The organism is Allobosea spartocytisi (assembly GCF_014764685.1).
Classification (GTDB): Bacteria; Pseudomonadota; Alphaproteobacteria; order Rhizobiales; family Beijerinckiaceae; genus Allobosea; species Allobosea spartocytisi.
In genome coordinates, this window is record NZ_JACXWY010000010.1 from 1 (window position 1) to 25,414 (window position 25,414).

Consider the following 25,414-nt stretch of genomic DNA (forward strand, 5'->3'; position numbering starts at 1 on the left):
ATGTCGCCATGTGACGTTCCTCACGCGACAGGTCGAAATCGTAAGGGGAAAGTCGAGCCCCAGATTCAGGCTAAACCTCGGCAAGGACGTGACGATCCACAATTGAAATCGGCAAGGGAAAGCGACAGAGGCCGCGGCGATCGCGCTCTCCCGCTGCGACGAGCGCCTGGCCCGGGCCACGCCCGATCTGGCCGAAGGCGTGCGTCAGCGCGGCCACGCCTTCGAGGCCCAGGCCCTGATCGCGCTCGCCGGCGGCCTCTGCCCGCTCGAGGATCTGATCCTGCACGACGCCGGCATGGATGTGCGCAGCCCGACCCGTGAGATCACCCGCGCTGCCGCCATGCTTGACGAGCGCCGGCGCCTGGCGCGGCGCGAGCCGACCGGGATTCTGAGCCCCGATGCCGTGCGGGGGCGGCTCGGGCTCACGCAACCGCGGCGACCGGAAGGGAGCGGGCGATCTGGGGCCGCGCTGGTCTCCACGGATAGGATCTCAGCGCCATGGGAGGAGAGCTATCGCGGTGAAGACGATGATGATCGGATCGGCGAGGACCAGGAGCTGGAGGATGATACCGATCCCGCCACTGACCCGGCCTTCGCCGAGATCGACGCCTTACTGGCGCGCACCCGCAACAAACTCGACAGCTGGAACGACTTGTCCTCCGACGCGGGCCGAAAGAGCCTGACCCTGCGCGATCCTGCCTATGACGGCGCCGGGCGCTGCCAGCGTTGGCTCGCCGTCCTGGAGGAGGGGAGGGGGCTGCCGGCGACGCTCGCGGCCGCGCTCGCCCTCGATGCCTGGCTGGCGCTCGAGCCGTCGGAACGGGCCGGCGAGCTCGGCTTTGCTCTGGCGGCGATCGTGTTGCGTCAACGGGGTCTGGCTCAGGCGCATCTGCCGACCCTCGGGCTCGGCTTGAGGCTAGGACGCTTCCGCTGGGGGCCGCACCAGGCGCTCAGTGTCCGGGTCGGTGGGTTGCTCGGCGCGCTGACGGAGGCGGCTGCCTTCGTTCAGGCGGATTGCGATCGGCTGTCACTGGCGCGGGAATTGATGCTGCGGAAGTGTGAAAATCGAAGGGGGAATTCGAAGCTGGCAGAGCTCATCGTGCTGTTCGTGTCGTCGCCGCTCGTCACCGTGCAACTGGCCGCAGCGAGGCTAAAAGTGACGCCGCAGGCGGTCGAGGCGATGCTGAAAGAGCTCGGCGCCAGCCTGCCGCGCGAGCTCACCGGCCGGAAACGCTATCGGGCCTGGGGGATCGTCTAGGCTTGTGCCGATCGGCGCGATCCGCAGGGGCGCGGCGGCAGGCGATCCCATCCTTGGTCGAGCCTGCAATGGCTATCTTGCGATCCGGATCGGCAGCGAGGCTCGGCCGGATTGCTGGTGGCTTCGCGCTGGAGTCCGCTGCGAAGCGATCGCCTCGTTAAGCCGACAACCGGGCAGTGTCCTATCCCAGCGACGGCTTGCTAAACCCCTCCGACGCATGGGGGGCGGGGAGGACAAATCCGGGCCTGGCGCTCACCGGAACGCTCACCCCGTGGTGCAGCTTCATCGACCGGACAAACCGATCCCAGGCATGAGCCGGCTCCACGTCATGGAAGCAATCGAGACACTGGATTCCCGTCGCGACCTGGTCGGGGCCGGTTTTGTGGACATCCACGCCCCGCCGGGTGAACCGACCGATACAGCAGCCGGTCTCGTCGTTGACCCAGACGCTGCGTCCATCCCAGATGATTTCGTGCTTCGAGCTCACACTGATCATGCTCCAGCGGTGCAGGCGCTGTTGGCGGGGAGCCCGCTCTCATCCGCAGTGACAGTGCTTAAGGTAGATTTGGATCTCGGCCAATTCGGGTGCTTCGGCGGCTGCTCAAATTCAGGAGGAAACCGTGAGCTAGAGACTGAAGCGCGTCCGGCAATGCGCGAAATGCCCCTGGAAGGTTTCGACCGACCGCACGACATCCCTCATGGCTACAGCGAAGACCAACATCGCACGCTCGCGGCCACCATCGCGAGCCCGGGATGCCTCGTCGGGACCGGCAGAGCCATGGCTTGCCACGAACATCCGCCGGGCGATGAGGCTCACTGTGTCGGTTGGTTGATGAACCAGCTTGGTCCGGGCAACAACATCCCGCTGCGGCTGCAGGTGCGGGACTGCGAGAATATCGGCGCGGTTGTGCTTGACGGCCCGCAACACGAGTGTTTCGAGGACACGCTTCCTATCCCGGCCGATGAAGGCGGCTGAACCGCGACCTCGAGCAAATCGACGCTTCGATTGGCCGAATGGATCCCCGTCCCAATCTACGCCAATTCTGTCGAAGGCAAGAGCGACATGCTGCTCATCTGGTCTCGACCCCGGTCCCACCACAATGCAGGGCCTTTCGGCGCCCCTTGCCTCGGCGACACCCGACCGTCGCATCACCGGCTCGGCAACTGCCCGCCGTTGGTGAATCGATCCAAGACGTCGGGCTCTTCCTCTTCCCCTTGGAAGCGCGGGCCCTCGGACTCAAATTGGAGCAGGGAGATCTCCTGATCGTATCGATCGGAGCGAAAGCACATTTCATGCACCGGCTCAGGAAACCACACGCCCGCGGTCTGCATCGTTCCCGTGAGAGCACTGTCCGAGTAATCGCCGCGAGCGGCGAAGGCCTGGGCGGGCAGCTCGAACACGGTGTTCTTCGTACGGATGAACCGTCCTGACTTCAGCGCACGGTCACTCGGTTTTGCCCAATGGGCAAAACCCTCGTTCGAGACGACCACCATGGCCCGCGTTTCCGTGTATTCGAGCCAGCGCAGGATCGCGGCGGTCATGGAGACGCCATAGCGCTTCGCGAGGCGCCCGAGGATGTCGAAATCGACGCGAGCGTTGGCAGGGTGCTGCCGACGGAAGTCGTGAAGCGGCATCAACAGTGCCGCCGCGAACTCGTCCGCCTCCTGTTCGATACCGGATCCACCGCGGCGGACCACAGCGTTCTCATCGCAATAGATGCCGCCGTCGAAGCGCCCGTCCTCCTCGATCAGCTGCCGATGGAGAATGTAGTGGGCGAACTCATGTCCGACCGTGAAGGAGCGGCGGCCGTTGGACTGGCCGACATGGTACATGATCGCCCATTGGCGCGGTCGCGCCTCGCCATAGACCAGGGCGCCGACGCAACCGGAGATGTCGCGCTCGACGACCTCATGGATAGGGCTTTGCGGCGCAATCTTCCGTGAATATTCCAGCGCGAGCCCGACCATGTCGACCGGCGCGCGATCAAAACGGTCCGCTCCGAGGACCAGGTCCAGCATCTGGGTGATGCGAGCCGCCTCTTTCAGCGGCCGGAGGCGGCTTGGCTCGTTCATTTACGCGGCTTGGTATCGAGGATGCGAGCCATCTCTCGGATCTGGCGGCGGGTCTCCTCCGGCAAGCCGCTATATTGCCGGAAGAAGGCGGTATCCTCTGCGTCACTCAGGGTCTGGGTGTCGGCGCCGATCAGATAGTCGACGGTGACCCCCAGGGCACTCGCAATCGAGGATAGCTTCTCGGCAGACGGTCTAGGGGGATTCTTGTTTTCGAGCTCCCAAATGTAGCTCTTCGAGGACGCGGTTTCCTGGGCGAGCTGATCGAGCGTCAGGCCTTTCTGAGTTCGTAACTTCTTGATCCGCTCACCAAATTTCATAACCGGCCCTTCCAAAATCGTACCTCCGACGCCTGTTCGGAGTAGCGATAGTCTACGACCCTTGACAGGCGCATTCAAGCTTCCCATCTTGTTCGGAGTAGACGGACAGAGACTCGTATCATCCCGAACATCGCGCGGGCGGTGACGAGATGCACAGCACAGATGCAATCCGAGCCGCCACGGAGATCGATATGAACATGCAGCTTGCGCCGACCGGTCTCAATCCGTTCGACGATCCTCTCGACCGCATCCTCGCGGAGATCGCGCTCAGCATTCAGCTGCCGCCTTCGCTGCACGACAAGGCGAAATCGCGCTACGACGCCGTGCGACGCCACCTCGAAGGCACGGCAGCCTTCTTCGACCAGATCGAGCATTTCTATCCGCAGGGCTCCATGGCGATCGACGCCACGATCTCGACGCGTGGCACGGACGACGAATACGATCTGGATATCGTCTCACAGCTGGGCGGGCGTTTTCGCGGGATGACGCCGCTTCAGATCCTGATAGAGCTGGAAACGGCCCTCGCCGACTATCCCGTCCAGAAGGTGTTGCGGCAGACGCGCTGTGTCACCCTCTACTATGCTGACAAGATGCACCTCGATGTGACGCCTTCGCTGCGCGTCATTGGCACGCTCGATCGCGAGAGCCTGATCACCCACGCCAAGGGGCCGCATCGCTCCGCCGACGATAGGTTCGTCGACATGAATGCCTATGGCTTTGCGCAATGGTATGCGAGCAAGACGCCGCTCGAGCCGCGCATGGCGCGCGAATTCCACCGTCGGTGGCTCGACCATGCCGGCCTTGCCGCTCGTGCGGACGCCGAGGTCGATGACGTGCCGGATCAGTGCCACTTCATCGTCAAGAACACCGCGACGCTTGCCCTTCAGCTCCTCAAGCGGTTCCGCAATATCCGCTACGCGGCCGACAGCGGGCGCATCCCGCCGTCGGTGATGCTCTCCTACTATGCCGGGCTCGCCGCGCAGCCGAACATGTCGCTCAGCGCCATGCTCGCGCGCATCGCCAGCTGGATCATCCGCGAAATCGAACAGGCTTCGCTCTACGGTCGTCGTCTGCATGTCGCCAACCCGGTCTGCGAGGATGATATCTTCACGGATCGGTGGCCTGAATCGATCGCGCAGCAGAACGAGTTCGCCGACCATCTGCGCGACCTCGTCCGCTCGCTCGACGCGATGCGCAAGGGCGAAATCTTCCCCAACACCATGATGGAGATGCTGCGCAGCGACTTCGGCGACCGCGTCGTCACCCGCGCCGCCGATCAGATCGCAATTGAAATCGGCGGGGACATTCAGCAATCGCGCCAGCTCTATACGCGGCGTGGCGGCGTGCTGTTGCCGAGCGCCGCGGCCGTCGCCGCGCCGCTGGTCGTGCCGTCTGTCGCGGCCGCGCGGCCGCACACATTCTTCGGCCGCAAGATCTGATGAACACGCTGATCCTTTCCATCGACGCGCAGGTTGCCGCAATGAAGGCGACCTGGCCGCTGTTCGCCGCGCGTCGGATAGACCGCCGCGCGCAGCAGGCACGATGGGTGGGGAGCGTGAGGCCGCAATATGCGAGCTACTCCCTGGAAATCCGCTACGAGCTCGGCTCATGTCCCGAGGCGCGCGTGCTCGCCCCCGAGCTGGTCCGGCTGCCGGGAAACGTCGAGGGTCAGTTGCCTCATGTCTACCCGCCGGCCGAGGATCCGACCCTTTGCCTGTTCGATCCGCGCGAGCAGGAATGGACGGCAGCGATGACCATCGCAAGCACGACAGTACCTTGGGCTCTCGATTGGCTTGTTTGCTACGAACTCTGGCTCATGACCGGGCGCTGGACCGGGGGGGGCCGGCACCCGGAACCCCCGCCACCCGAAGCGATGGAGACGACGCGATGAACTACATTCCGCCGCGCCGATCGGACGGCACGATCCAGCATGCGCGCGTGAAGCAGCCGTGGCCACAGGGTCGCCCGTTCCGCATCCTGTCGATCGACGGTGGCGGCATTCGGGGAGTTTTCCCGGCCGCCGTGCTGGCGGAACTCGAGTGCCGCTTCCTGCGCGGTGCCTCGATTGCCAATCATTTCGATATGATCGCCGGCACTTCGACAGGCGGCATCATCGCGCTCGCTCTTGCGCACGGCATGACAGCGCGGCAGGCGCTGGACATCTATCTCGAACGCGGCGAGCGCATCTTCCCGCCGGCGGCTGGCTTCAGCGGGATCGCAAGGGCGCTGCGCTGGCTGTTCAAGCCGAAGCATAACCAGGCCGTTCTCAAGGATGAGCTGCTCAGGATCTTCGGCGACAAGGTGCTCGACGATGCCGTCACGCGCCTGGTGATCCCGAGCTTCGAAGGACGTCACGGCGAGCCGTTCCTCTACAAGACGCCCCACCACCCGGACTACCAGAAGGATCGCCACAAGAGATTCGCGCATGTGGCGCTTCACACGACCGCGGCTCCCTCCTACTACCCGGGCGTCGAGGATGATGGCTACGTGATGATCGATGGCGGCATCTGGGCCAACAACCCCGTCATGAATGCGCTGGTCGATGCTCTCGCCTGCTTCGACATCGCCCGTGACGACGTGCGCATCCTGAGCCTGGGCACGGGGCAGGCCACCTTCAACGTGGATGAACGGGCGCGCAACGGCGGCATCAAGGATTGGGCATTCCTGCGTTCGTTCAATGCGGCCGCCCGTGCACAGTCGCACAACGCCCTCGGCCAAGCCTATCTGCTGGTGGGCAAGAACAATGTTTCGCGCATCGATGTGCCAGAAAGCGACGCGCCGATCGCGATGGATGACGTGCAACGGTCGGTCCGGGAACTGCCGATGGTGGCACGCAGTCTCGTCGAAGGAGCCGGGCATCACATCGAGCGCGTGTTTCTCGACGGCGCCGTCGAGAAATTCATCCGCTGCCCGATGGCCTGAGCTTCGAGTGGCCCGGGCTGGCTATCGAGCTGTCAGCAAGCGGCACGCAAGCTCACGCTCGCCCCAGCGCGTTGAGAAGGTATCGGAGATATCGAACCAGGTCCCGTCGCTGCCGGTGCCATGGTTGGCTCCCATGCAGGAGCACTGGCATTCGTGTCCGACGGCTTCCCGACAGGCTCGCGCGCAGATCTCCTGCTCGCGATAGGGCTGGATGATATAGACCTTGCCGTAGCGCCGCAGGGCTCGATCAACGAAGTCGTTGAACCACGATTTAGGGAGCTCCCAGTAGGACTCGTCGCCGCCGAACCATTCGGGTGGCGTCCGCCGTGCGTTCTGAAGCCATTGCCGATTGTCGTCCGCGAATGGCAGCCGCACTCGTAGCTTCTCGCCACGTCCGTCGCGACGGAGAATGACCGGCACCTGCTTCTGCTTCCAGACGTAGCGAAGACCGGGCTGATCCATCTGCCGATAAGCCCTCAGGTGGCCGGCGCTATCGATTTGCTGCCGCGATCGAGGATCGTCGCGACTTCATGCAGGACGCTTGCCGAATTCGTCGCACCGTCTGCCGCGGAGTCAATCATCGCACGATAGCCAACTCAAAATCGTCGATGATCCCGGCCATCTCCTCGCGGCGCTCCATCATCGGCCGCACATCGCTGACGCCCAGCTTTGAGAGCGCGCGATCATAAACGGCAATGTTGGCTTCTCCGTTTAGCCGCGACTCGTAGATGATGCCGTCCGGCCGCGCATCATTGAGCCAAAAGGCGCGCGACCACTGCTGGCCAAGGCGATGGTCGCGCGCCCGCGCGGCGTCGGTCGGCATGCGCATCTGAACGAGACCATCGCCGCGCAGATCGACGAGATAAAGGTCCGTCGTCACCACGACCTCGGCGCAGGCGTAGCGCTCGAGCTCGCCCATCTCGAACGGAATGAGCCCCGACATTCCAACGCCGGCATCGCGCAGGATCGCTTCGGCGAAGCACACTTTCATGCTGCTACCGAAATAGACCACGCCGAAGCGATCCACTACAGCCGATCCGGCCTCCGGGGCGCTGAATCGGCTCGATCCATACCCGAAGCCGAGAGCATCCGGGTGCCGGCTCTCATAAAGCCGATACCACGGGCGCCCGGGGCCGAGCGTCGTGAGCTTGAGCCTGCGCGATGCGAAGTCGAGCGGTGGCAGATCGTGCGGTGCAGCAGTCAGGAGAAGTCACCCCTGCCGGTCGCCTTGGCGACCTCAACCGCTTCATCGACCCGGCCGGCCCGCACCGCAGCAAGGCCCGTGCTTCCGTCGAGCTCGCGATGGGCCTGCACCAGGAACCGGTACACGGCCCACGGATGGTCACCCACCGCCTGGAAAAGCTTCGGCAAGTCCGCAAGCAATCGGCCGCTGTCGTCGAGCTGCCAGCGAGGGAAACGCAGACCGCGCTTTGGTCCTTCAAGGCCAAGGACCTCATGCCGCTTGCGCTTTCGATTGACCGTCTCGCGGGTAGCTCCGATCTCCTCGGCGAACTGATCGGCTGACAGCATCTGCGGATCCTTCAGGATCTCGGCGACGCGCTGTGCGCCGCGAGCTGCCGCGCTGGCGAGCGCCCGATCGAGCGCGTCGCCTGTGGCCGGCGCAGCATCTTCGACCTGGACCTCAGGCGCCATCCCCGTCGATTTTAAGGTGACGGTCATCCGGACCGGCTTGCCGGTATCCTCGAACCGTTTGATCGCCTTGGCATAGGCAGACAGCACGCGCTTGGTGCGCGGGATGCTTGTCTCGGTGAACAGCGGCTCCAGCGAGGTGGCGAGGCCGACCGTCAGGTACTTTCCGCTGCGCTCGCTTCTCCTGCTGGCGGCGCTGCCCTTCTTGCGTGTTGCTGGCATGGTGCACCTCCTGACCCGAAATATGGAGACACCCGTCACGTTCGTCAACTTCGTCAGATGCAGGCGAGGGCGAATTGCGCGAGCGGATCGCACGCATGGAAGGTGTAGGGGTCCGTGTCGTTTCTTGCTCATTGTATCGTGGGCAGCCGGTCGAGATAGCCAGTGTCGGCTAAAGTGGCTTCAAGTTGGAGATCCGGTGACGTACCGCTTTGTTCATGCTGCCGATATCCATCTCGACTCACCGCTGCGCTCCCTCGCGCTGCGCAATCCCGAGTGTGATTCAGCACCGAAGCTTCAACGCGATTTGACACACGAGTCGAGCGAGACCACGCAAATCTATCTTCATGCTCACATCGCACTTAAAGAGGCAGCATTGGCAAGAGTCACGCCGATGAGCGGGCAAGGCGGCATCCGCTTTGAGCCAGACGACAAATTGCAGGCATTCTTGAACGGGCTCTGATCGCTCAACGTCGGCTCCGGGGCGCCGATAGGTCGGGTGTCGAGCGCTTCGTGGACAAATAGTCGTGAGGTCACTGGACTCCCTCAAATATGTCGATTAGTCTCGACATATGGAAAATGAACAAGTCATCCTCGCCCTGGCGGCGCTGGCGCAGAGCACGCGCCTCGATGTCTTCCGCTTGCTGGTGACTGCGGAGCCGGAGGGTCTGCCCGCCGGTGAGGTCGCGCGCCGTCTCGAGGTTCCCCACAACACGATGTCGTCGCACTTGAGCATTCTCAGCCGGGCAGGACTCGTTCGTTCGGAGCGCTTCAGCCGCTCGATCGTCTACCGGGCCGATCTCGACGCGCTTCGATCGGCCATCGCCTTCCTCCTCAAGGATTGCTGCGGCGGCCGCCAGGAGATCTGCGCGCCGCTCCTGGCCGAGCTCGCTCCCTGCTGTCCACCGAAGGTCACGACCGATGCCTGATCGCGTCCACAACGTGCTGTTCCTCTGCACGCATAACTCCGCCCGGTCGATCATGGCTGAGGCCTTGCTCAACCATCTCGGGGAAGGGCGTTTCCGAGCCTTTTCCGCCGGCAGCGAGGGCGGTCCCGGGCCGAAGCCGATGGCGCTCAAGGTGCTGGATGCCGAAGGCATCCCGACCGAGGGCCTCTCGTCGAAGACCTGGGATGTCTTCGCGAAGCCCGGCGCGCCCGACATGGATCTCGTGATCACCGTCTGCGATCAGGCGGCGGGCGAGGCCTGCCCACTTTGGCCGGGTCAGCCGATCACGGCGCATTGGGGCATCGAGGACCCGTCCAACGTCCAGGGCAGCGAGATCGAGCGCGAGCGGGCCTTCGTGACGGCGCTGCGCTATCTCAGGAACCGGATCAACGTCCTCTTGTCGCTACCCGTTGCGAGCCTCGACGAGATGGCCTTGGCGCAGCAGGTCCGGCGGATCGGCGGCCTCGAGGGCGCGAGCGGCGGTCGCCCGGCGGTCGCCCGGAGGTCGCGTGATGGACGTGATCATCTATCACAACCCGGCCTGCGGGACGTCCCGGAACACCCTCGGCCTGATCCGCAATGCGGGCGTCGAGCCGCACGTCATCGAATACCTGAAGACGCCGCCGATCCAGGCGCTGCTTAAACAGCTTCTCGACCGTGCCGGCCTGGCCGTCCGAGACATCCTGCGCGAGAAGGGAACGCCCTTCGCCGAACTCGGCCTCGGCGACCAGAGCCTAACGGATGAAGCCCTGCTCGACGCGATCGAGGCCCATCCCATCCTGATCAACCGCCCGCTGGTCGTTTCGCCCAAGGGCGTGAAGCTGTGCCGGCCGTCCGAGGCTGTTCTCTCCCTACTGCCGCCGCAGCGCGGGGAGTTCCGCAAGGAGGATGGCGAGCTCGTCGTCGATGCCTCCGGTCGCCCTGCCGCTCTCGCCTGAGGTCACTATGTCCACCTTCGAACGCTACCTGACCATCTGGGTCGCGCTGTGCATTGTCGTCGGCATCGCGCTCGGCCACGTCATGCCGGGCGTGTTCCAGGCCATCGGCGCGGCCGAGGTCGCCAAGGTCAACCTTCCCGTTGCGGTCCTGATCTGGATGATGGTCATCCCGATGCTGCTGAAGATCGACTTCGCGGCGCTCGGGCAGGTTGGCCGGCATTGGCGCGGGATCGGCGTCACCCTCTTCATCAATTGGGCCGTGAAGCCGTTCTCGATGGCGGCGCTCGGCTGGTTCTTCATCGCCTGGCTGTTCCGGCCATGGCTCCCGGCCGACCAGGTCAACAGCTACATCGCCGGGCTCATCATCCTGGCCGCGGCGCCCTGCACGGCGATGGTCTTCGTCTGGTCCAACCTGACGAAGGGCGAGCCGCATTTCACGCTCAGCCAGGTCGCGCTCAACGACGCGATCATGGTCGTCGCCTTCGCGCCGATCGTCGGCCTGCTACTGGGATTGTCGGCGATCATGGTGCCATGGGGAACGCTCGTCCTCTCGGTCGTCCTCTACATCGTCATTCCGGTGATCGTCGCGCAACTCGTTCGTAGCCGCCTTCTGGCGAAGGGCGGACAGGCTGCGCTCGACAGGCTGCTCGGTCGCCTCGGGCCGGTTTCGCTCGTTGCCCTGCTTGCCACCCTCGTCCTGCTCTTCGGCTTCCAGGGCGAGCAGATCCTCGCCCAACCGATGGTGATCGCGCTGCTGGCGGTGCCGATCCTGATCCAGGTCTACCTGAACGCCGGGCTGGCCTACCTGCTGAACCGGATCGCCGGCGAGCAGCATTGCGTCGCGGGGCCGTCCGCGCTGATCGGCGCCTCGAACTTCTTCGAGCTCGCTGTCGCCGCGGCGATCAGCCTGTTCGGTTTCAACTCCGGAGCCGCGCTCGCCACGGTCGTCGGCGTCCTGATCGAGGTGCCGGTCATGCTCACCGTCGTCTGGATCGTGAACCGGTCGAAGGGTTGGTACGAGCGCGGCGGCAAGGCGGCCGCAATTCCGGTCGGAGAATAATTCGATGTTCATGGAAATATAGCTTGACGCTGCCTTTGGCTGACCGCATTGTATTTCCATGAACGTCGAAGAAGCAGCGAAGCAGCTTGAGGCTCTCGGGAATCCAACCCGGTTGGAGCTCTACCGGACGCTCGTCCGGGCGGGTCACGGTGGCCTGCCCGTCAATCAGGTGCAGGAGCGTCTTGGGATCCCGGCCTCGACCTTGTCACACCACCTTCAGCGGCTGATCCGTAACGGCCTCGTCTCGCAGGAGCGTCAAGCCACCACGCTGATCTGCCGTGCTGTCTACCCTGCCATGGATGCCCTTCTCGGCTTCCTCGGCGACGAATGCTGCATCGAAGAGGGTTACTCTCGAGCGCCGGAAAAGGCCGCCTGACAAGCCCTTTTTATTTGCCGAATAATTCTATCATTCTAGAAACAGTGGAAAACAGAATGACCGAGCTTCCCGTCGCCGTCATCGGAGCTGGGCCAGTCGGGCTCGCTGCGGCGGCAAACCTCATCGAACGCGGCATCACGGTGAAGGTCTATGAGGCAGGCCGCGAGGCGGGGGCGAATATTCGCGCCTGGGGTCATGTCAGCCTGTTCTCTCCGTGGGAGTTCAACATCTCGCCCGCGGCCCGCGACCTGCTCGCCAATGCCGGGTGGAAGGAACCGGACGGGCAGGCCTACCCGACCGGGGCCGAGCTGGTGGATAGCTATCTCGCCCCGCTGGCCGCCACGCCGTCGCTCGCCTCCGTGATCGAATACGGCGCCCGTATCGCCGCGATCGGACGCCACGGCATCGACAAGGTGGTCAGCCGCGATCGAGAGCAGCGTTCTTTCGTGCTCACTGTCGTCGGGGATGATGGGGCAACGCGGCGCGACCAGGCACGAGCGATCATCGATGCATCGGGAACCTGGACATCGCCCAACCCGATCGGCGCCGGTGGACTCGCGGTGGATGGCGAGGAGGCGCACCAGGATCGCATCGCCTACGGGATACCTGATGTATCGAGCCGCGATCGATCGACCTATGCCGGGCGGGCGACGCTCGTCATCGGTGCGGGCCACTCGGCGGCGAACGTCCTACTTGATCTCGAAGAGCTTGCGGTCGCCGAGCCCGGCACCAAGGCAATCTGGGCTACGCGCGGACGTGATCTGTCCCGGGTGTTTGGCGGCGGAGCGAATGATCAGCTTGCCGCGCGTGGCGAGCTCGGGCAGCGCCTGCACCGCCTCGTCGCGGAAGGCCGCATCGAACTGATCTCGGGCTTCGGGGCCACCGGAGTTCGTGAGGACGGCACCCACCTGTTCGTAGACGGGGAGGTCGACGGTGTTGGCCGGACGATTGGACCGGTCGATCGCATAGTAGGCTGCACGGGTCAGCGGCCGGATTTCTCGCTGACCCGGGAGCTACGGGTCGAGTTCGATCCCTGGCTGGAAAGCGCCAAGGCGCTCGGCCCGCTGATCGATCCGAACCTGCATTCCTGCGGCTCGGTGCCGCCACATGGTCACCGCGAGCTGTCGCACCCGGAGTCGGGGTTCTACACCGTCGGAATCAAGAGCTATGGGCGGGCGCCGACTTTCCTGATGCTGACCGGCTATGAGCAAGTTCGGTCGATCGCAGCCGCGATCGCTGGCGATCTGGCTGCAGCCGATGACGTGAAACTCGTTCTGCCGGAGACCGGCGTGTGCAAGGCGGCGCCTTCGGGCGATTGCTGTGGCGGGCCGGCTCCCGCCCAGGCCAATGCCTGCTGTGTGGCGGATGCCGAGGCGAAGGCTGAAGGGCAGCCCGGCTGCGGCTGCGGACCGGCGAAGCAGCCCGAACCGGCGACGTCCTCCTGCTGCGGCAAGGCAGCGTGACCGAGCGGAACCGGCTGACGGTCATCTCGGCCCTGGGCGTGGTGCAGATCCTCGCCTGGGGTTCCTCCTATTATCTCCCTGCCGTCCTTGCCGCACCGATCGCGAACGACACGGGCTGGCCGTTGTCCTGGGTCGTCGGCGCGCTGTCGATCGGGTTGCTCACCGCCGGGGTCGTCGCGCCCTACATCGGTCGCGCCATCGGCGAGACGGGCGGACGACCGGTTCTGGCGACGGCGGCCATCCTCCTCGCCGCGGGGCAATTCATCCTGGGCATGGCCCCGAACTTGCCGGTCTTCGTATTTGGATGGATCGTGCTCGGAGCTGGGATGGCCGCGGGTCTCTACGATGCGGCGTTCTCGACGCTCGGGCGTCTTTATGGCGGTACCGCTCGGTCAGCGATCACGATGCTGACGCTGTGGGGTGGTTTCGCCAGCACCGTGTGCTGGCCATTGTCGGCCTACCTCGTCGCTCATTTTGGATGGCGAGGCACCTGCTTCGCGTACGCAGCCATCCAGCTCTTGATCTCCCTCCCGGTCGTCCTTATGGCCCTTCCGAAGGCTCCACCGGAGCTTCTTAGGGCGAAGGTTGGAGGCGGTGGTCCAACAACTGAGCTGCTTCCGTCGGAGAGCCGTGCGTTCCGGCTTCTCTCCGGGATCATGATCATCGGAGGCGCCATCGGCGCGATCGTCGGCGTCCACTTGCTGACGCTGCTCCAGGCACAGGGGATCGGCCTGGCAGCGGCCGTGGCCCTCGGAGCTCTTGTTGGGCCGGCCCAGGTCGGTGGCCGCATCGTCGAAATGGCAGGCGGAGGCCGCCACCATCCGATCTGGACGATGAGCGCGGCCCTCGGCTTGATTGCTCTGGGACTTGCGATGCTGGCGCTCGGGGTTGGCCCGATCGCCCTGGCTCTGATCCTCTACGGTGCGGGGAATGGCGTCTTCTCGATCGCGAAGGGCACATTGCCGCTCGCTCAATTCGGATCCCAACGTTATGCGCCTCTCGTCGGAAAGCTCGCGCGGCCGAGCCTCATCGCGCAGGCGCTGGCGCCGACGTTGGGCGCCCTGCTGCTTGAAAAGGTTGGGTCGAGCGCGACCTACGCTGCCCTCATCCTACTGGTGACGATCAATGTCGTGCTCGGCGGATGTTTGTGGAATGCCAGCAACCGGAGATGATAAACGTCGCACTCATTCTAGGATTGCGAGCTTGGATGCTCCCGTCCTGTTGGAGTCCAGCGTGCTCGCAACACGGCACTTGATGTGCGCATGAGTGTGCATATATTGTGCGGGAATGGTAGCGGAGTTTAACCATGGCACATGCTGAGAGACTTGGTCCGGCGATTGTGTCGGGCTTTATGCAGAAGCTGCAGGAACCGAAGACCCCCTATATTTCTCCAGGGCGCTTCTCGAAGGTGCTGGGCATCCAGGTTTCCAGCCTGGCAAAAATGACAGGCGTTCATCGGAACACGCTTCGCAAGCCAAGCTCGGAGAGGCTTCAAGGTCGGTTTCGCGAGATGGCAAAGGTCATAACGGCCGCAGCTGAACTCGCAGGCGATCTCGACAAGGCGATTTATTGGTTCATGAATGAACCGATTTCCGACTACGATCATAAAACGGCTGCGGAACTGGTCGCCGAAGGTCATAGCGAAGCTGTATTGAGGTATCTGCAAGCCCTCGAAATCGGAGCGAGCGGATGAAGCTTGTCCGGCTTGGACCGGACGAGGTCTTCCATCGCTATCTGACGCCAAAGTGGGCATTCGTGCCGACCAGCGGAGCTGGCGCAGCTATGGTCGGCGGCCGCTTCAATCGAATTGGTGTCGAGGCGCTTTATCTTTCGCGCGCGCCGCAGACTGCTCTGGAGGAATATCGCCAGGGTTCGTCATTGACCCGACCCGCGACGCTTGCTGCATACATGATCGACCTTCAACAAGTCGTCGATTTCTCCGCCGGCTATGATCCGAATGTCTGGGCAGCGGCCTGGGCGTCATGGGACTGTGACTGGCGGAAAATCTACAACATCCTAGGCAAGATCCCGCCATCCTGGCCGCTTGCAGATGCTGCGATTTCCGCGGGCTATGGGGGGATCTTGTTCCCGTCACTCCGGCATCCGGGTGGAACCAATCTGGTCGTTTTCGGCGCAAACCTGAGCGCTTCTGATTCCGTCGCAGTCCACGATCCAGACGAGAGCCTTCCCAAAGATCAATCCTCCTGGTCCAAGGCCTGACGTTCAAGCGATGATGCGAGCACGCCGGTGAAAAGCCAAACGGCACAGGATCGTCCCTTGCTCAGGCCAGGGCGGTAACGAGGCAGCCAGCGACGGCTCTCGTTGGCGTCTCGTGCGACGAACGGGAGTGGGACGAGACCGCGCCCGCTGCCGCGATGCCAATCCACAAGACGTCAAGCGTCATCACGGCTCCTTCAGCGCGCGACGAGCAGGATGAGCATCGCGGTGCCGAGCGCGATGCGATACCAAGCAAACGGCGCGAAGCCGTGGCGCGAGACGAAGATGACGAGCGTCCGAACAACCAGCAGGCCCGCGATGAACGCAGCTGCGAATCCGATCGTGATGACCAAAATTCCGCTCCCCTCAAGGCTCATGCGGTTCTTGTAAAGGTCGAAGATCGTTGCCCCGAACATGGTCGGGATCGCGAGAAAGAATGAGAACTCCGCCGCCGTCGGGCGATCCACCCCGAGAAGACGTGCGCCCATGATTGTGGCGCCCGAGCGCGACACGCCCGGGATCATGGCGAGGGTCTGAAACAGGCCGATCTTGAACGCGGTGCCGTAGCTGATCCTCTCAAGCGCAGGGCTGACCGCCTCATCTGCCACGATGATCCGCTCAATCGCGAGGATGGCGAATCCTCCAAGAAGAAGGCTGACAGCCACGACCCATGGGGAGAACAGTACCGTCTTGATAAAGCCGTGTGTGAGAGCGCCGACCGCGGCAGCTGGAAGGAAACCGATCAGGACGATGAGCGCAAAATGCCGTGCCCGCCGCTCGGAAGGCAGCCCACTGATCATCTCAAGCAGCCGCCTCCTATAGATCCAGCAGACCGCCAAGATCGCTCCGAGTTGGATGGCAATCTCGAAGACCCGACCGGGCGGACCATGAAACTCGAGCAGATCGACGAGGAGGATCAGGTGACCGGTAGAGGACACCGGGATGAACTCGGTCAAGCCTTCTACAAGGCCTAAAAGGGCGGCAAGCACAAAGGTGGACATCACAGAAGGCCCTCGATACCGAACGGCGCCGCGCTGAAGCGCTGGAGAAGGTCACGCATCATCGCGACTTGCCCGTTGCACCGCATTAGGCTCGTCATCACCGTCCTTCGAAACTTGACCGTGCTCACCGGCATGGGGGCCATGTCGCGGATGATGCAGGGTACGTGCTCATCCGTCGCTGCGTAAAAGACCTGTTTGTCCAGCTTTTGGCAGCGCGCGGCGCGCAGGAGCCGCAAGTGGTGGCTGACAAGCGTAGGCGAGATGCCGACACGCCGAGCGATGTCTCCCACGCATTGCGGGTCATCCAGACATGCGACCATGATGTGAAGTCGGTTCCCGTTGCCGAGCACGCGAAAGATCTCGACGAGATCAGCGGTCTGTTCTCTCACTAGAGCTGGCATAACGTCCCAGACGTTGAGCATCCCTTCATCAAGGTTTCATGCTTTCGTCAAAGACCGACGATGACGTAGCTGCCATCATGACGCTCCATTCAAGCTTCATGATGGTGCAAAGCCGGGGTCGATTGGAAGATGTAGGCGATTTGATCTGGTTAGCCCGGACTGGCGCCAGCGTGTGCCTTACAGGCCGAGAAGGCCGCCGAGCAGGCGCTTATAGATCGGCTTAGCCGCTGGTTCTGCTACCTGCAGCGGCGGACCAGCCGGCAGCGACGCGGCCTCCAAACTTGCAATGTGGGTTTTGACAGGCTTGGCCACTGCGGCCGGAGTAGAAATGACGACTGGCATTGACGAGGATTGCTCCATAGTCGTCCCGGGTCGAGCGGGAGCTGCCACCGCAACGGCGGTTGACCGGGTCGTCGGATTGGGTTTACCGGGCGCCATTTCTCCGATCGAGATCACCTCCGGGTCCCGCGCTAGCGCATCGGGTCGACTGACGTCTCCGATCGACCGTCGGGTGCGATCGTCGAGGGCTGTGTAGGTGCTTGCGCTGGCCGCAGCCATGGCGACCTCGCGGAACGATTGATGCCCCCCGCCATCCTCGTAGACGAGACGGATCGACGGCGTACCCTTGCTTACGAGCTCTGCAACCTCACGCTCATCGCGGGCTTGCTTAATTGCGACTGCAGCAATTGTCGCCCGGTCGGCCTCGTTAAAGGCGTAGCGCCCGCCGACGACAGTCCAGACGGGCTCCCGCTTCGCCACCTCAAATCGGTCCGAGCCCTCTTTCAGGTTCTTCCAAAAGGCGATGTGAGGGTCGGAGCGGTGCTTCGCCAAGTTCTCCGCCGTCATACGAAAGGGATAGGACTGGAATTGGAACGTACGCTGTCCGCCGGCGAACGCCTCGCGTGCAACGGCATAGACTTCCGCAATCGCCTCGTCGGTCATGGCAAAGCAGCCCCGGGACGAGCAGGTGCCATGGACCATCAGATGCGAACCGGTTCGACCGTGCGAGCGGTCGTAAGCATTCGGGTAGCCTAAGTTGAATGACAGGAACAAGCTGGAATTCGGGTTCATCGCCCCAGGCGTCACGTCATAGAAGCCCTCGGGCGCCTGTCGGTCACCCTCGCGGATCTTCGGTCCAAGCTGGCCTGACCAGCGACACATGGGGTAGGTCTTGAGCAAGGTGTATTGCCCATCAGGCTTCCTCTTCCAGATCTCGACCTCCGACTCCTTTTTGTAGGAGCGCATTAGGATCGGGTCAGACGCGGACACACCCTTCTCGGCCATCAGTGACAACGTGGTCGGCGGAATCGGGGTGCGGTCGCGCGTCGATCTGTAGCTCTCGTCAACACCCTGGCAAGCCACAAGCGAGAGCGCGAGGCCCACGGCGACGACAAACCGGCTCATGAACACTCCGTAAACTATGTGCCACGCCCCGCTGGCAGTTTGGCGCCGTGATGTTGTTTACTGCAGTCGAGGTTGACCGACAATGAACGATCGTTAGTGGCACTCTGATGGCTCGGCTGTCCGGCTCCGTGTCACCCCTTGGAAATCGGCATGCTTCACCTTCAGCGTCACCGTGTGGGCACTGACTTGCTTGGCCTCGCAATGTCGTCAGACTTACGCGACGAGAGGAGCGATCTCGGGGCGAGCCGCCTCGCGCTCGGAGATATCGATCGCGAACGTGTCCTGGGGACCGAGCGATTTTCAGACTCGGTCCGGTTCCACTGGTGGCTCGTCGATCCCGCGCGCGATCCGATAGTACCAGCCACCCCACTTCCCGAAATGCTCCTGTAGGAATCCCAGCAGGCCTTCAGGTCGGCGCCCGTCGGGCACGAGCCTTTCAGTCTCGGCGTGAGTCGCCGGCCCGGCATCGAGGAGTTTCTTCACGGCGAGGGCTTCGACGAAGGCCGCTTTGCCTATTTCCTGAACTCAATCGCCGGGAAACAGCACTGCGTCGCCGGTCCGTCCGCGCTTCTCAGCGCTTCGAACCTCACCGAGCTCGCCGTCGCCACTGCAATCAGCCTGTTCGGGTTCAATTCCGGGGCGGCGCTCGCGACCGTCGTCGGCGTGTGGATCGAGGTGCCGGTCACGCTGAACGTCGTCTGGATCGTGGACCGGCCAAACATTGGGCGTATCGTGCACTCCGTAGCTCCTACAGGCTCAAGTGGAAAAAGCGCCCCGATGATGCAAAGCCTGACGATTGGCAAACTGGCGGAGCTCGCGGGCGTCAATTTGGAGACGATCCGCTACTACCAGCGCATCGGCCTTATGCCGGAGCCTGGGCGAACGCCGAACGGCTATCGCATCTACGGGGGAGGGCACCTACGGCGATTGTCCTTCATTCGGCGCTCGCGCGAACTCGGTTTCAGCATCGAAGAGATCAAGGCGCTCCTTGCATTGGCGGAGCCTGGGCAGGCCTCGTGCATCGAGGTTCGCTCGCTGACGCTGGCCCATCTGGATGAAGCGGGCCAAGATTGCCGATCTCCGGCGGCTCGAAAGCATTCTCGCCCAGACTGTCGATCAATGTTCCGGAACGAGGGCGCCAGCCTGTCCCGTCCTCGAAATGCTGCAGGATTCCTAGCCCGCGAGGTAAACGGGTCGACATTGATGTCCCGCCTCCGAGCCGATCGCACTGCAACAGCGGGACGGAGCTGCCTGTATCGTCGCCCGCATGGCAAAGCTAAAAACCACGATCGTTTTCGGTTCCGGTGCCCGGATCGGTCCAGGCACGATCGCGCTGCTCAAAGGCATCCGCGATACCAGGTCGATCTCAGCCGCCGCCCGCAGCAGGGCATGGATTACAAGCGCCTGGACGCCGCTCGAGAGCGTCAATCAGGCGTTCAACGAGAGCGTCGTCGTCGCTTCGCCCGGCGGAACGCGGGGCGATGGAGCCCCGCTCCCACCCTTCGGCCTGGAATTGTTGGAGCGGTACCGGCGCATCGAACAGCGCGCGACCGCTGCAGCGGCGGAAGATAGCCAAGGCGCGAATGCGCATATTGGCCAGATCGCGTTAGATGGACTCTTGAGAACTATTCGCCGCGATGACGATGTCTTGAAATCGCCAGCCTTTCGCAATCGGCACGATTGTGACATTTCTGATGTCATGAAGCTCCGGCTCCTCGCGCACTCTCTAGTTCTGGCCCTGTTCGTCACGGCCACCGTACTGGCTGCCTTCGTCAGCCCGGCGGGGGCTCGCCATGGCCGGATGGATGCTGCGGAAACAGCGATGCCGATGGATGCCGACATGTCGTGCTGCCCACCGGATCAGGGAAAGAAGAAGGACTGCACCACGAGCTGCCCGGCGTTGAGCTTCTGCCTGGCCAAGTGCTTCGCGAGCGAGCCCACGGCCTTCGTCACGCTCGTTCAGCCGGTCGTCACCGTTCTCGGACTGGCCGGCGACGATGCCGCCCACGCCTCGCGGCCGTTCGAGCCGCCGGCGCGACCTCCGCGAACCTGAGGCATCGCCAGCGCGACAGCGCTGGTTTCGTCCGCACGGCAGTTCCGGGCGGACGGTGAGCCGTGGCCATCGCCACGTTCAAGGCTGTGCGCACGCGCGGCAGCCTGATGCATTCAGGATTTTGATCATGACCCCTATCAACATGTTGCGCGCGTTCGCCGCAGCGCTTCCGCTCGCCGCCATCTCGCTCCCAGCGTTGGCGGACATCAAGGATTATGAATTCCGGCTCGTGCAGAGCGAGCTCAAGCAGGGCAACGGCGTTACTGTCGCCGTCCAGCTTATCGATAAGCGCTCGGGCAAGCCGGTCCCCGACGCCGTGATCTTTGCTCGGCGCATCGACATGGCGCCCGATGGCATGGAGATGATGGCGTCGACGATCGAGGGGATGCCCGCGACCGAGCCCGGAACCTACCGCTTCAAGACCAACCTGACGATGGCCGGAGGCTGGCGCCTGTCGCTCAGCGCCAAGATCCAAGGCGAGACCGGCACGCTCGAAAACAAGCTGATCCTCAAGGTCGTGCCATGAAACCCGTCGCCCTCACGGGCCTCGCTCTCGCCGCCATTCTGGCGGCGGGAAGTGCAGGCTATTGGGCCGGGCATCGTGGTATTGCGTCGGCGGGCCTGCGCTCCTGGTTCGGCATCGAAGGCTCGCTCGCGGCGAACGAGCCCGTCGGAACCGGTCCGGTCGTCTACTATCAGGACCCGGACCGGAGGCCCGTCTATTCGGCGCAGCCGCGCCAGACCGAGGACGGCAGGCCCTTCACGGCCGTCCGCGCCAGCCAGGACATCAGCTTCGAGGAGAAGCCCGCGACCGGGGAACGGACGGTGCAGGCCGACCCGAAGCGTGTCCTCTACTACCGCAATCCCATGGGGCTCCCGGATACCTCGCCGGTTCCGAAGAAGGACTCCATGGGCATGGATTACCTCCCGGTCTACGAAGGCGAGGGAAACGAAGACGGCGTCATCAAGCTCTCGCCCGGGCGCATCCAGCGCAGCGGCGTGCGTTCCGAACCAGTCCGGCGGCAGAGCATCGTCCAGACCATTCATGTGCCCGGCGTGGTCCAGCTCGATGAGCGGCGGGTTTCGGTGGTGACGATCCGGGCGGATGCCTTCGTCCAGGAGGTCGCCCCGATCACGACGGGCGACCGCGTCACGAAAGGCACGCGACTGGCGCGCATCTACTCGCCGGAGATCAGCACGGCGGGCGCGCAGTTCATCACCGAGCTCAATGCCGTGGCGCGCGGCGTACCCGAAGGCGGCGCACGACAGCGGCTCGAAAACCTCGGCGTCCCTTCGGAAGTCATCGCCGAGATCGAGCGAAACCGGAAAGTGCCGCTCACGATCAACTGGTCGGCACCGCGTGACGGCATCGTGCTGGAACGTTCGGTCAGCGACGGCATGAAGATGACGGCCGGCGGCAGTCTGTTCCGGCTCGCCGACATCTCGACGATCTGGGTTCTGGCCGATGTTCCGGAACGCCAACTGGCTGCCGTCGGCATCGGGGCACCAGCCACGGTGCGGTTGCGCGGCCGTCCCGGGAGCTCCTTCGAGGGACGCGTCAGCGTGATTTACCCGGAGATTGCCGAGGCAACGCGGACGGCCAAGGTCCGCATCGAGATCGGCAATCGCGACGGCATGCTGCTGCCGAACATGTATGCCGACGTCGAGATCGGCTCCGGTGACGCAGGTCCGCTGCTCGCCGTTCCCGACAGCGCCGTGATCGATAGCGGTACGCGCCGCGTCGTCATTCTCGACCTGGGCGAGGGTCGGTTCGAGCCGCGCGAGGTCAAGCTCGGCCGCCGCGGCGATGGCAGGGTCGCGATCACCGAGGGTGTCGCCGAGGGCGATCGCGTCGTCGTCTCGGCCAACTTCCTGATCGATGCCGAGAGCAACCTTAAGGCCGCCCTGAGCGGCTTCGCCCAGCCGGAGGCCAAGCCATGATCGCCCGCCTGATCGCCTGGTCGGCGCGCAACCTGATCCTCGTCTTCGTTGCCGCTGCCTTCGCCGTGGCGGCGGGTGTCTATGCGCTGAAGACCTTGCCGCTCGACGCTATCCCCGACCTCTCCGACGTCCAGGTCATCGTCTACACCGAGTATCCCGGCCAGGCGCCGCAGGTGATCGAGGACCAGGTCACCTATCCGCTGACGACCTCGATGCTGACGGTGCCGAAGGCGCGCGTCGTCCGTGGCTTCTCCTTCTTCGGGGTCTCCTTCGTCTATGTCATCTTCGAGGACGGCACCGATCCCTATTGGGCGCGTTCGCGGGTGCTCGAATATCTCAATGCCGCCGCGCGGCGTTTGCCGACGGGTGTCTCGCCGACGCTCGGACCGGACGCGACCGGGGTGGGCTGGGTCTACCAGTACGCGGTCATCGCCAAGAACATGACCCTGGCCGAACTGCGCTCGCTACAGGACTGGGTCGTGCGCTTCGCGGCTTCTCGTGCCGAGGGGGTGGCCGAGGTCGCCAGCGTCGGCGGCTTCGTCAAGCAATACGCGATCGTCGTCGATCCCGTGCGGCTGCGCGCCCAGGGCGTCTCGCTCGCGACGCTTCGGGAGGCGGTCCGCAGCAGCAACATGGACGTCGGCGGACGCACGGTCGAGCTCAGCGAGTTCGAGTTCATGGTTCGCGGCCGCGGCTACCTGAAGTCGATCGCCGATATCGAGAACATCGTCCTGAAAAGCGATCGGGGCGTGCCGCTTCGCCTCTCCGATGTCGCCCGCGTCGAACTCGGTCCCGATGAGCGGCGCGGCATCACCGAACTCAACGGCGATGGCGAGGTCGCCAGCGGCATCATCCTGCAACGATTCGGCGCCAACGCGCTGGCAGTGATCGAACACGCCAAGGCGCGCCTTGCCGAGGTCGCGGCGAGCCTGCCGGGCGGGGCCGAGATCGTGCCGGTCTACGACCGCTCCGGGTTGATCGAGCGGGCGATCGAGACGCTGAAGGGCACGCTGATCGAGGAGAGCATCATCGTCGCCCTGGTCTGCATCGTGTTCCTTCTGCATCTGCGCAGCGCCCTGGTGGCGATCATCATGCTGCCCGTCGGCATCCTGATGGCCTTCGCGGCGATGAAGGCGCTGGGGCTTGGCTCCAACATCATGAGCCTCGGCGGCATCGCCATCGCCGTCGGCGCCATGATCGACGCCGCCATCGTCATGATCGAGAACGCCCACAAGCACCTGGAACGGGCTCAGCCGGACAAGCCTCGTATCGACATCCTGATCGAGGCGGCCAGCGAGGTCGGCCCGGCGTTGTTCTTCAGCCTGCTCGTCATCACCGTCTCCTTCCTGCCGATCTTCACGCTGGAGGCGGAGGAAGGACGCCTGTTCGGGCCGCTCGCCTTCACCAAGACGTTCGCCATGGCGGCGGCCGCGCTCCTGTCGGTGACGCTCGTCCCGGCGCTGATGGTCATCTTCGTCAAGGGCAGGATCATTCCGGAGAGCCGCAACCCGATCAATCGCGGCCTGATCGCGCTCTACCGTCCGATGATTCGCGGCGTTCTCGGGGCCAAGACCCTGACGATCCTGGCTGCGGTAGCCGTCCTCGGGCTCAGCCTCTGGCCAGCGCGGCAGCTCGGCTCGGAGTTCATGCCGTCCCTTGATGAGGGCACGCTGATGTACATGCCGACCACCTTGCCCGGGATCTCCGTCACCAAGGCGGCCGAGCTGCTCCAGACCCAGAACCGGATCATCCGCTCGTTCCCGGAAGTTGCCTCGGTCTACGGCAAGGCCGGACGCGCCCAGACGGCAACCGACCCGGCGCCGACCGAGATGTTCGAGACCATCATCAACCTGAAGCCCAAGACGGACTGGCGCGAGGGTGTCACGCTCGACAGCCTCAAGGCGGAGATGGACAAGGCTCTCCAGTTCCCCGGCATCTCCAACGCCTGGACGCAGCCCATCCGCGCACGCATCGACATGCTGGCGACCGGCATCCGCACGCCGATCGGGGTTAAGGTCTTCGGCACCGATCTAGCGCAGATGGAGTCGATCTCGCGCCAGGTCGAGACCGTGCTCAAGGCCGTCCCGGGAACGAGCAGTGCCTATGCCGAGCGTGTCATCGGGGGCTACTTCCTCGACATTGTGCCGGATCGGATTGCGCTGGGGCGCTACGGGCTCTCCGTCGGCGACGTCCAGAATGCCGTGGTGATGGCGATGGGCGGCGAGACCGTGACGACGACGGTCGAAGGCCGCGAGCGCTATGGGGTCGCCATCCGCTACCCTCGCGACCTGCGTTCGGATCCGCAGGCTATCGCCCGCGAGGTCCAGATCTCGACGCCGTCCGGCGCCAGCGTCCCGCTCGGCGAGGTTGCGAGCATCGAGCGCAAGCGTGGCGCCACCTCGATCCGCACCGAGAATGGTGAGCTCGCGGTCTATATCTTCGTGGACACTGTCGGGCGTGACCTCGGCGGCTATGTCCGCGATGCCCAGGACGCGATCGCGCAGAGCATCAAGCTGCCCGCGGGCTACCGCATCGCCTGGAGCGGTCAGTTCGAGTATCTCGAACGGGCCGAGGCGCGTCTCAAGCTGGTCGTGCCGGTGACGCTCGCGATCATCTTCCTGCTGCTCTACCTGAACTTCCGCAGGCTGACCGAGACCTTCATTGTCATGCTCTCGCTGCCCTTCGCGCTGGTCGGCGGAGTCTGGCTGCTCTGGTGGCTCGGCTTCAACATGTCGGTCGCCGTTGCGGTCGGGTTTATCGCGCTCGCCGGTGTTGCGGCCGAGACCGGCGTGATCATGCTGATCTATCTCGACCACGCGCTGAAGGAGGTGCAGGCGCGCTGCGCGGCGGAGGGGCGAGCATTCACGCGAGCCGATCTGCAGGAGGCGATCATGCTGGGCGCGGTCGAGCGCGTGCGGCCCAAGATCATGACGGTCATCGCGATCATGGCCGGCCTGCTGCCGATCCTGTGGAACACCGGCACGGGATCGGAGGTGATGCAGCGCATCGCCGTGCCGATGATCGGCGGCATGGTCTCCTCGACCGTGCTGACGCTGCTGGTGATCCCGGCGATCTACGGCCTGATCAAGGGCTGGCGGCTGCCGGCGGCCGCTGTGACCGATAAGGCAACATCGGGATCCGCGCCGGCAAGCTTCGCTGCGGCTGTCGAATGAG

The 25,414-nt window shown here is 64.1% G+C and carries 25 protein-coding genes and 5 pseudogenes; 21 read left to right on the forward strand and 9 right to left on the reverse strand.

Annotated elements, in window-relative coordinates; genetic code table 11:
- Positions 1-133: 133 nt before the first annotated feature.
- Positions 134-1,258: pseudogene (locus IED13_RS16420) on the forward strand (RHE_PE00001 family protein); the annotation flags it as partial.
- Positions 1,259-1,568: 310 nt separating this feature from the next.
- Positions 1,569-2,234 (forward strand): hypothetical protein, encoded by a 666-nt coding sequence (locus IED13_RS16425; RefSeq protein WP_157732848.1) that lies wholly within the window; start codon positions 1,569-1,571, stop codon positions 2,232-2,234.
- Positions 2,235-2,407: 173 nt separating this feature from the next.
- Here the strand turns inward: IED13_RS16425 and IED13_RS16430 are convergent, their stop codons facing one another.
- Positions 2,408-3,331, reverse strand: coding sequence for an ImmA/IrrE family metallo-endopeptidase (locus IED13_RS16430; RefSeq protein ID WP_089172780.1), 924 nt, complete (start codon positions 3,329-3,331; stop codon positions 2,408-2,410).
- The gene (locus IED13_RS16435; RefSeq protein ID WP_191124812.1) at positions 3,328-3,648 is read right to left on the reverse strand and encodes a helix-turn-helix domain-containing protein; all 321 of its coding nucleotides are present in this window, start codon (positions 3,646-3,648) and stop codon (positions 3,328-3,330) included. The genes IED13_RS16430 and IED13_RS16435 overlap by 4 nt, the downstream gene beginning before the upstream one ends.
- A 191-nt stretch (positions 3,649-3,839) precedes the next feature.
- On the opposite strand from IED13_RS16435, the gene IED13_RS16440 reads away from it, so the two are divergent.
- From IED13_RS16440 to IED13_RS16450, 3 genes are read left to right on the forward strand one after another with little or no spacing between them, the layout of a single operon-like run.
- Positions 3,840-5,087 carry a nucleotidyltransferase domain-containing protein gene (locus IED13_RS16440; RefSeq protein ID WP_089172901.1) on the forward strand — a complete coding sequence of 416 codons (1,248 nt, stop codon included), beginning with the start codon at positions 3,840-3,842 and terminating at the stop codon, positions 5,085-5,087.
- Positions 5,087-5,539 (forward strand): type II CBASS E2 protein, encoded by a 453-nt coding sequence (locus IED13_RS16445; RefSeq protein WP_191124813.1) that lies wholly within the window; start codon positions 5,087-5,089, stop codon positions 5,537-5,539. Before IED13_RS16440 ends, IED13_RS16445 begins: the two co-directional genes overlap by 1 nt.
- Complete coding sequence (locus IED13_RS16450; RefSeq protein WP_089172781.1) at positions 5,536-6,570, forward strand: CBASS cGAMP-activated phospholipase; 1,035 nt, start codon at positions 5,536-5,538, stop codon at positions 6,568-6,570. Before IED13_RS16445 ends, IED13_RS16450 begins: the two co-directional genes overlap by 4 nt.
- A gap of 21 nt (positions 6,571-6,591) precedes the next feature.
- On the opposite strand, the gene IED13_RS16455 is transcribed toward IED13_RS16450, so the two are convergent.
- The 3 genes from IED13_RS16455 to IED13_RS16465 form a co-directional block, all read right to left on the reverse strand.
- Positions 6,592-7,032 (reverse strand): hypothetical protein, encoded by a 441-nt coding sequence (locus tag IED13_RS16455; RefSeq protein WP_089172782.1) that lies wholly within the window; start codon positions 7,030-7,032, stop codon positions 6,592-6,594.
- A gap of 115 nt (positions 7,033-7,147) precedes the next feature.
- Entirely contained in the window at positions 7,148-7,774 is a 627-nt protein-coding gene (locus tag IED13_RS16460; protein WP_318652277.1) for an RES family NAD+ phosphorylase, read from the reverse strand.
- Entirely contained in the window at positions 7,771-8,442 is a 672-nt protein-coding gene (locus IED13_RS16465; RefSeq protein ID WP_089172784.1) for a hypothetical protein, read from the reverse strand. Before IED13_RS16465 ends, IED13_RS16460 begins: the two co-directional genes overlap by 4 nt.
- 196 nt (positions 8,443-8,638) lie before the next feature.
- On the opposite strand from IED13_RS16465, the gene IED13_RS16470 reads away from it, so the two are divergent.
- The 10 genes and pseudogenes from IED13_RS16470 (at position 8,639) to IED13_RS16515 (ending at position 15,443) form a co-directional block, all read left to right on the forward strand.
- A complete protein-coding gene (locus IED13_RS16470) occupies positions 8,639-8,902 on the forward strand; it encodes a hypothetical protein (protein WP_157732849.1) in 264 nt (87 codons plus the stop codon).
- Positions 8,903-9,011: 109 nt separating this feature from the next.
- Entirely contained in the window at positions 9,012-9,368 is a 357-nt protein-coding gene (locus IED13_RS16475) for an ArsR/SmtB family transcription factor (protein WP_089172785.1), read from the forward strand.
- Positions 9,361-9,885: pseudogene (locus tag IED13_RS16480) on the forward strand (arsenate reductase ArsC); the annotation flags it as partial. The gene IED13_RS16475 and the pseudogene IED13_RS16480, both read left to right, overlap by 8 nt.
- 13 nt (positions 9,886-9,898) lie before the next feature.
- On the forward strand, positions 9,899-10,324 hold the full coding sequence (gene arsC, locus IED13_RS16485) for an arsenate reductase (glutaredoxin) (RefSeq protein WP_191124814.1): 426 nt from the start codon (positions 9,899-9,901) through the stop codon (positions 10,322-10,324).
- A gap of 7 nt (positions 10,325-10,331) precedes the next feature.
- On the forward strand, positions 10,332-11,384 hold the full coding sequence (gene arsB, locus IED13_RS16490; protein WP_089172902.1) for an ACR3 family arsenite efflux transporter: 1,053 nt from the start codon (positions 10,332-10,334) through the stop codon (positions 11,382-11,384).
- A 58-nt stretch (positions 11,385-11,442) separates the two neighbouring features.
- Positions 11,443-11,760, forward strand: coding sequence for an ArsR/SmtB family transcription factor (locus IED13_RS16495; RefSeq protein ID WP_089172788.1), 318 nt, complete (start codon positions 11,443-11,445; stop codon positions 11,758-11,760).
- Positions 11,761-11,816: 56 nt separating this feature from the next.
- Entirely contained in the window at positions 11,817-13,223 is a 1,407-nt protein-coding gene (locus IED13_RS16500; RefSeq protein WP_191124866.1) for an NAD(P)-binding domain-containing protein, read from the forward strand.
- Positions 13,220-14,395, forward strand: a complete 1,176-nt coding sequence (locus IED13_RS16505) for an MFS transporter (protein ID WP_318652272.1) — start codon at positions 13,220-13,222, stop codon at positions 14,393-14,395. The genes IED13_RS16500 and IED13_RS16505 overlap by 4 nt, the downstream gene beginning before the upstream one ends.
- Positions 14,396-14,529: 134 nt before the next feature.
- Positions 14,530-14,916: an antitoxin Xre/MbcA/ParS toxin-binding domain-containing protein gene (locus IED13_RS16510; protein ID WP_089172790.1), complete on the forward strand. Its 387-nt coding sequence runs from the start codon at positions 14,530-14,532 to the stop codon at positions 14,914-14,916.
- Positions 14,913-15,443, forward strand: coding sequence for an RES family NAD+ phosphorylase (locus IED13_RS16515; RefSeq protein WP_089172791.1), 531 nt, complete (start codon positions 14,913-14,915; stop codon positions 15,441-15,443). Before IED13_RS16510 ends, IED13_RS16515 begins: the two co-directional genes overlap by 4 nt.
- Positions 15,444-15,637: 194 nt before the next feature.
- Here IED13_RS16515 and IED13_RS16520 read toward each other — a convergent pair whose 3' ends face one another.
- The 4 genes and pseudogenes from IED13_RS16520 to IED13_RS29350 all read right to left on the reverse strand — a co-directional run.
- Positions 15,638-16,441, reverse strand: a complete 804-nt coding sequence (locus IED13_RS16520; protein WP_089172792.1) for an undecaprenyl-diphosphate phosphatase — start codon at positions 16,439-16,441, stop codon at positions 15,638-15,640.
- Positions 16,441-16,863, reverse strand: coding sequence for an ArsR/SmtB family transcription factor (locus IED13_RS16525; protein ID WP_191124815.1), 423 nt, complete (start codon positions 16,861-16,863; stop codon positions 16,441-16,443). The genes IED13_RS16520 and IED13_RS16525 overlap by 1 nt, the downstream gene beginning before the upstream one ends.
- A gap of 156 nt (positions 16,864-17,019) precedes the next feature.
- The gene (locus IED13_RS16530) at positions 17,020-18,246 is read right to left on the reverse strand and encodes a L,D-transpeptidase family protein (RefSeq protein WP_248307710.1); all 1,227 of its coding nucleotides are present in this window, start codon (positions 18,244-18,246) and stop codon (positions 17,020-17,022) included.
- 93 nt (positions 18,247-18,339) lie between these two features.
- Positions 18,340-18,435: pseudogene (locus IED13_RS29350) on the reverse strand (DinB/UmuC family translesion DNA polymerase); the annotation flags it as partial.
- A gap of 321 nt (positions 18,436-18,756) precedes the next feature.
- Between IED13_RS29350 and IED13_RS28865 the strand changes: the two are divergent.
- The 6 genes and pseudogenes from IED13_RS28865 to IED13_RS16560 all read left to right on the forward strand — a co-directional run.
- Positions 18,757-18,960: pseudogene (locus tag IED13_RS28865) on the forward strand (arsenical-resistance protein); the annotation flags it as partial.
- A 66-nt stretch (positions 18,961-19,026) separates the two neighbouring features.
- Positions 19,027-19,245: pseudogene (locus IED13_RS29420) on the forward strand (MerR family transcriptional regulator); the annotation flags it as partial.
- 268 nt (positions 19,246-19,513) lie between these two features.
- Positions 19,514-20,299: a winged helix-turn-helix domain-containing protein gene (locus IED13_RS16545; RefSeq protein WP_089172794.1), complete on the forward strand. Its 786-nt coding sequence runs from the start codon at positions 19,514-19,516 to the stop codon at positions 20,297-20,299.
- A 127-nt stretch (positions 20,300-20,426) separates the two neighbouring features.
- Positions 20,427-20,825 carry a FixH family protein gene (locus IED13_RS16550; RefSeq protein ID WP_089172795.1) on the forward strand — a complete coding sequence of 133 codons (399 nt, stop codon included), beginning with the start codon at positions 20,427-20,429 and terminating at the stop codon, positions 20,823-20,825.
- On the forward strand, positions 20,822-22,240 hold the full coding sequence (locus IED13_RS16555; RefSeq protein WP_089172796.1) for an efflux RND transporter periplasmic adaptor subunit: 1,419 nt from the start codon (positions 20,822-20,824) through the stop codon (positions 22,238-22,240). The genes IED13_RS16550 and IED13_RS16555 overlap by 4 nt, the downstream gene beginning before the upstream one ends.
- Entirely contained in the window at positions 22,237-25,413 is a 3,177-nt protein-coding gene (locus IED13_RS16560; protein ID WP_191124816.1) for an efflux RND transporter permease subunit, read from the forward strand. Before IED13_RS16555 ends, IED13_RS16560 begins: the two co-directional genes overlap by 4 nt.
- Position 25,414 lies beyond the last annotated feature (1 nt).

Bases quoted from the DNA above. Each gene is read 5' to 3' on its own strand.
- IED13_RS16520 (WP_089172792.1), bottom strand. From the start codon at position 16,441: ATGTCCACCTTTGTGCTTGCCGCCCTTTTAGGCCTTGTAGAAGGCTTG.
- IED13_RS16515 (WP_089172791.1), top strand. From the start codon at position 14,913: ATGAAGCTTGTCCGGCTTGGACCGGACGAGGTCTTCCATCGCTATCTG.
- IED13_RS16555 (WP_089172796.1), top strand. From the start codon at position 20,822: ATGAAACCCGTCGCCCTCACGGGCCTCGCTCTCGCCGCCATTCTGGCG.
- IED13_RS16465 (WP_089172784.1), bottom strand. From the start codon at position 8,442: ATGCCAGCAACACGCAAGAAGGGCAGCGCCGCCAGCAGGAGAAGCGAG.
- IED13_RS16475 (WP_089172785.1), top strand. From the start codon at position 9,012: ATGGAAAATGAACAAGTCATCCTCGCCCTGGCGGCGCTGGCGCAGAGC.
- IED13_RS16545 (WP_089172794.1), top strand. From the start codon at position 19,514: ATGGCAAAGCTAAAAACCACGATCGTTTTCGGTTCCGGTGCCCGGATC.
- IED13_RS16550 (WP_089172795.1), top strand. From the start codon at position 20,427: ATGACCCCTATCAACATGTTGCGCGCGTTCGCCGCAGCGCTTCCGCTC.
- IED13_RS16500 (WP_191124866.1), top strand. From the start codon at position 11,817: ATGACCGAGCTTCCCGTCGCCGTCATCGGAGCTGGGCCAGTCGGGCTC.
- IED13_RS16445 (WP_191124813.1), top strand. From the start codon at position 5,087: ATGAACACGCTGATCCTTTCCATCGACGCGCAGGTTGCCGCAATGAAG.
- arsC (WP_191124814.1), top strand. From the start codon at position 9,899: ATGGACGTGATCATCTATCACAACCCGGCCTGCGGGACGTCCCGGAAC.
- IED13_RS16495 (WP_089172788.1), top strand. From the start codon at position 11,443: ATGAACGTCGAAGAAGCAGCGAAGCAGCTTGAGGCTCTCGGGAATCCA.
- IED13_RS16435 (WP_191124812.1), bottom strand. From the start codon at position 3,648: ATGAAATTTGGTGAGCGGATCAAGAAGTTACGAACTCAGAAAGGCCTG.
- IED13_RS16560 (WP_191124816.1), top strand. From the start codon at position 22,237: ATGATCGCCCGCCTGATCGCCTGGTCGGCGCGCAACCTGATCCTCGTC.
- IED13_RS16425 (WP_157732848.1), top strand. From the start codon at position 1,569: ATGAGCCGGCTCCACGTCATGGAAGCAATCGAGACACTGGATTCCCGT.
- arsB (WP_089172902.1), top strand. From the start codon at position 10,332: ATGTCCACCTTCGAACGCTACCTGACCATCTGGGTCGCGCTGTGCATT.
- IED13_RS16440 (WP_089172901.1), top strand. From the start codon at position 3,840: ATGAACATGCAGCTTGCGCCGACCGGTCTCAATCCGTTCGACGATCCT.
- IED13_RS16510 (WP_089172790.1), top strand. From the start codon at position 14,530: ATGGCACATGCTGAGAGACTTGGTCCGGCGATTGTGTCGGGCTTTATG.
- IED13_RS16455 (WP_089172782.1), bottom strand. From the start codon at position 7,032: ATGGATCAGCCCGGTCTTCGCTACGTCTGGAAGCAGAAGCAGGTGCCG.
- IED13_RS16530 (WP_248307710.1), bottom strand. From the start codon at position 18,246: ATGAGCCGGTTTGTCGTCGCCGTGGGCCTCGCGCTCTCGCTTGTGGCT.
- IED13_RS16525 (WP_191124815.1), bottom strand. From the start codon at position 16,863: ATGCTCAACGTCTGGGACGTTATGCCAGCTCTAGTGAGAGAACAGACC.
- IED13_RS16450 (WP_089172781.1), top strand. From the start codon at position 5,536: ATGAACTACATTCCGCCGCGCCGATCGGACGGCACGATCCAGCATGCG.
- IED13_RS16430 (WP_089172780.1), bottom strand. From the start codon at position 3,331: ATGAACGAGCCAAGCCGCCTCCGGCCGCTGAAAGAGGCGGCTCGCATC.